Origin of the sequence: Streptomyces sp. NPDC001744 (assembly GCF_042892575.1) — a bacterium.
Lineage (GTDB): Bacteria > Actinomycetota > Actinomycetes > Streptomycetales > Streptomycetaceae > Streptomyces.
In genome coordinates this window covers 1-2,952 of record NZ_JBIAUG010000050.1, presented here as the reverse complement: position 1 = coordinate 2,952, position 2,952 = coordinate 1, and the positions used below count along the sequence as shown (strand labels likewise).

The window sequence follows — 2,952 nt, the reverse complement described above, 5'->3', positions numbered from 1 at the left end:
GAGCGGACCATGTCCTGGCTGACCGGCTACCGCCGGCTCAACCACCGCTACGAGCGCCATCCCCGTAACTACCTGGCCTTCCTCGGCCTCGCCGCGGCCCTCTGCTGCCACAAGCGACTCCTCCGCCTCACCACATAGGACACGGTCTTATGCGCCCGAGCTCAATCCGGTGGAACTGCTGTGGTCCTCGCTCAAGAAACGCGAACTGGCCAACCTCGCCGGCGACCACCTTGCCGATGCCGCCGACGCCACCGAACAGGGCATCCACCGCATCAACCACAACCGACAGCTGCCCTGGTCATTCCTCACCCGCACCGGCCTCACCATCCACCCACCAATCCCACAGAACTAACGAAAAGATCAGTAGGTCAGATTTCCTCCTAATCGTTCCGATGTCTGATGACGGTGACCATGAGTACGATTCCTCCCAGACCGATGGCACCTCCAGCTAGGATCCCAATCCAGCCGAAGATCTGCTGGGCGGTCTCCTCCCCCTCTTGCATTTCATCGGCACTGCGATGCATGGCACCCTCGCCGGACCCAACGACACAGACTTGTCCGTCCTGCATGGTGGAGCTGCCGCACAGGGCGTCAGCCTCGGACATGGCCAAGTCCCAGCCGAACATGACCAAGGCGATTCCGGCGGCCGCTATAGCCAGGGCGATCGGAATCGCGCAGCCCAGGATAGGCCCGTTTCTCTCTGTCGTTGCCATGGCCCTGACAGTACTGGCAGGTAGCGGCACTTGTAAGGGCCGCCAGGACACGTCCATGCGTCAGCCGCCGGGCCGTTGCCCAGAGTTGGGGAAGGCGTCGGCGGGTTCCAGCCGAGGTGAGCTCTACGGCCGGCACCAAGCGCGGTGCTCACTCGGACGGCCTGCTGCATGGGGGCAGCGGAAGCGGAACGCCGCCACAAGGCCCGACCGGGCATACCCGCGCAGCAGTCTGCGCAGCAACCGCAAGGCCAGATAAGGCACTTGCTGGAACTTGCGCACCTGCCTGTCTAAGTCAATGCCTGCCAACCCCGTGTGATCTCTTCGTGGACGGCTCTGGGATTCGGCACGGTGTTTCCCGGGCCGTGGGTCAGCAGGGTGAGCAGTGCGGTGCCGTCGGCCGGGCGGTCCGCCGGTTCGGTGCTCAGGGCTTGCAGAACCACTGCGGTCAGGGCGGGGTCGATGGACTGCAGTGCGGCGAGGGCGGTCGGTTCCGGGCCGGTCTCGGTGATCTTGCGGTACACCGCGCCGATGCTGGTCGCGGCGAACGGGCTGTCCCCGTGGACGGCGGCGACCACGCAGCAGGCCCACGCCCAGATGTCGGCGGCCGGGCCGGGCTGGGCTTCGTCGAACTGTTCCGGGGCCATGTACGTCAGCGTTCCCGGTGAACCGCCGGTGCGGGTAAGCCTTGTACGGTCCACGATCGCCGCGATGCCGAAGTCCAGGAGGCGCGGGCCGTCGCTGGTCAGCATGATGTTGCCCGGCTTGAGGTCCCGGTGGACCAGGCCCAGACGGTGGATGCCGCTGAGCGCTGTCGCCAGTGCGAGGGCGAGTGCGCGCAGGGCCTGCGGTGCGCGAACCGGGCCCTGTTCGCGCAGGTGGGCGTCGAGGGGGCGGCCGTCGAGGAGTTCCATGGCCAGAAAGGGCCGTCCGGCGTCCACGCCGGAATCGAGGACGCGGGCCGTGTACGCGCCCGAGACCATGCTCAGTACCTCCGCCTCGCGCTCGAAGCGGGTCAGCAGATCCGCGTTGTCGAGGAGTTCGGGGTTGATGGTCTTGAGCGCTACCTGTGTGGCGGAGCCCGCGCGGCGGGCCGCGTAGACCGTTCCCATGCCGCCGGCACCGATCCTGCCGAGCAGGTGGTAGGCGCCGATGACCTGAGGCTCGTGCGGTTGCAGGGGCGGGAAGGCGTGGAGGAGTCCCTGGGACGGGAGACCGGCCCCCGGAGGGGTGCTCGGTGCGGCCGCAACGGGCGGAACGTACAGGGTGGGACTGGGTGCGGCCGATGCCGGTGCCGGTGCCGGTGCCGGTGCCGATGCCGGTGCCGGGGGCGCGGCGGCGGTGGCGAGGGGCCGGTGCCGGAAGGCGGCGACGAAGGCGACGGCCTGGAACACTCCGGCAGCCACGGTCACGCCGATGGGCATCACCGTGACCATCAGCAGCAGCCACAGGGCGAAGCCGCCGATGATCCGGGTCCGCGTGCGCGGAGAGCGCCACAACCCCGCGGGCATACCCGCCGTTAGTAACTTCCGCTGCGTGAACGTCCAGAACACCAGCACCAGGACCATGCAGACGAGGAATACGTAGACGGGGTCCCAGTACAGGTTGAGGCGGAGGTCCTCCCACTGCTGCAGCTCGAAGATCCAGCCGCCCACGTTGAGGGGGCTGCCCTGCCACGGCGCAGTCGTCAGGTTCCGGAAGTCGACGGGCCTGTCGGTGTTGGGCAGAAAGAACGTCAGTCCGGCTGCGCACATCAGGACCAGCGAACTCTCGATGGCTGGAATCGCCCAATTGCCCACGCCGCCCGAAGTACCCGCAAAGGCCGCAGCCTCCCGCCGCCTCACCCATCGCTGCGAACCGGACAGCAGGGAAAACGTCGCCAACCGCACAACCAGCGCACAGCCGACCACGATCAGCACCGCATGGGTCACCGTCACATACCCGTTTTCATCCATTCCGCCCCCGCTTCGACCGTGCCTCTGACCGGCGGAGTATAGAGGGCCCACGTGACAAGCAGACCCGGGCCTGTGACGATCACAAGCCCGTCCCAGGGCTGCCCCAGTGGTACTGCCAACAGCGCAGCGAGCGGCATGCTCCCTCTGCATTGCTACTGATCCAGGAGCACTAGCCAACACGTCTACGAGCTCCATGATCCGCCGGACAGGCCCTAGTAGTGCTTCGTTAGGTTCTTCGTCTGGTTCTGTTGCGGGGTAGGGGTTGGCTGCAGGTGGTGCAGGTGCCG

The 2,952-nt window shown here is 67.0% G+C and carries 3 protein-coding genes and 1 pseudogene; 2 read left to right on the top strand and 2 right to left on the bottom strand.

Going from position 1 to position 2,952, the window contains the following annotated elements:
* A pseudogene (locus ACFYZY_RS29960) lies at positions 1-138 on the top strand (IS5/IS1182 family transposase); the annotation flags it as partial.
* A gap of 31 nt (positions 139-169) precedes the next feature.
* Positions 170-352: a hypothetical protein gene (locus ACFYZY_RS29955; protein WP_388700400.1), complete on the top strand. Its 183-nt coding sequence runs from the start codon at positions 170-172 to the stop codon at positions 350-352.
* Positions 353-380: 28 nt separating this feature from the next.
* On the opposite strand, the gene ACFYZY_RS29950 is transcribed toward ACFYZY_RS29955, so the two are convergent.
* Together ACFYZY_RS29950 and ACFYZY_RS29945 are read right to left on the bottom strand one after the other, a co-directional pair.
* Positions 381-713, bottom strand: coding sequence for a hypothetical protein (locus ACFYZY_RS29950; RefSeq protein ID WP_388700398.1), 333 nt, complete (start codon positions 711-713; stop codon positions 381-383).
* Between the two features lie 287 nt (positions 714-1,000).
* Entirely contained in the window at positions 1,001-2,464 is a 1,464-nt protein-coding gene (locus ACFYZY_RS29945) for a serine/threonine-protein kinase (protein ID WP_388700396.1), read from the bottom strand.
* Between the last annotated feature and the right edge of the window lie 488 nt (positions 2,465-2,952).